Source organism: Bacillus sp. SD088, from assembly GCF_017355205.1.
Lineage (GTDB): Bacteria > Bacillota > Bacilli > Bacillales > Bacillaceae_C > Lederbergia.
In genome coordinates, this window is record NZ_JADIJK010000066.1 from 1 (window position 1) to 1,386 (window position 1,386).

Annotated in this window: 2 protein-coding genes; both read right to left on the bottom strand. The window is 37.7% G+C overall.

The window, feature by feature from the left end:
• Positions 1-20: 20 nt before the first annotated feature.
• Positions 21-788, bottom strand: coding sequence for a kanamycin nucleotidyltransferase C-terminal domain-containing protein (locus IPU53_RS24630; RefSeq protein WP_207454167.1), 768 nt, complete (start codon positions 786-788; stop codon positions 21-23).
• A 38-nt stretch (positions 789-826) separates the two neighbouring features.
• Positions 827-1,386, bottom strand: a 560-nt coding sequence (locus IPU53_RS24635) for an ABC transporter ATP-binding protein (protein WP_207454176.1), incomplete at its 5' end; no start/stop codon positions are given.

A 1,386-nucleotide genomic window follows, 5' to 3' on the forward strand; every position in this document is an offset into this window, starting at 1 on the left:
GAAAGTTTTGCTTGCGTCTTCTATTTAAATGAAGGGAGCTCCTGAACCCTATAGACGATGCCAAGCTTTTTATACCATTCATTTAGACCAGCCCATAAACTTTCACATAGCTGGTAAATATGTTCTATATTACTTAGCTCCCCTCTCATAACACAGTTAGCAAGTTCGACGTATCCACTAGGTTTAGACTCCATCCTGATTGATTCCTCAAAGGTTCTAGCCCGTGTGCTATAATATTTCTTATTCACAAGACCAATAAGTTTCGCCGTTTGCCATGTTAGATCCTTTGCTCCCATAGGGATGTAATTGAAATTTTCAATCATAAAATTATTTCTTAGTTTAGCGATTGTTTCATACGGTTCCCAAATCATAAATTCCCTCATTGTTTCTCGTATTGCTGAATCGGGAACTTGTAAAGGAATTTTCTTTATTTCATCGAATATGTTTTGTGGGTCATAAATAGGCATAATATTGATAAAAACTCCCGCTTTAATAGCCCATGCATCATCTACCTCTGTTGCTTGTTTAAAAAACTCTCTTTTTTGTTTTACACTAAGTTCTATTTTAAATTTATCGTATATAAATTCATGACTTTCCATGATTGTGTCATCTGTTGTGATCACATGCAACTCAATATCAGAATAAGGCATATCACTTTCTAATCCAAGTGATCCATATACGCCAATGGCTACAATGTTTTCGGGATGTGCAACTAATAATCTTTCTTTTATTTCCTCTATTATTGCTAACTTCTCTTTTCGAGTTGTAGCTACTGGAAAAGCTAACATACTGATCTACCTTTCTTCATTGGGGATTTTAGGGCGCTTTACATTTCTACCTTCAGCATTTTCCTTGATACTCTTTCGACACGGTCCTCTATTGTTTGATTAGATAGCTTGCCTAAATGTAGTTCATCGACGATTTGTCCGTCCTTCATAAATAACACTCGTTCACTTTGTGCTGCAACCTTTGCATCATGTGTCACAAGCATGATTGTCATACCTTCTTGATTAATCTGAAGAAAATGATCCATAACTTCTTGTGCAGTCTTTGAATTTAAAGCTCCAGTTGGCTCATCACCAAAGATCATTTTCGGTTGATTGATCAACGCTCGACAAATCCCGGCGCGTTGCAGCTGTCCCCCGGAAGCTTGACTTGTCATTCGATGGGCTAGGTTGCCAATCCCGGTTGTTTCCAGAAGTTGCCGCGCTTTACTCGCTAATTCTTTTGCCTTTTTCCGATGATCCCGCATAGCAGGAAGCACAATATTATCGATAATCGTTAAATTTTTTAAAAAGATAGGTTGTTGGAAAACAAAGCCCATTTGTTGGCGGCGAATATCTGACAACTCTGTTTCTCCACATTTCGTAAGACTTTGATCAATGA

Bases quoted from the DNA above. Each gene is read 5' to 3' on its own strand.
- IPU53_RS24630 (WP_207454167.1), bottom strand. From the start codon at position 788: ATGTTAGCTTTTCCAGTAGCTACAACTCGAAAAGAGAAGTTAGCAATA.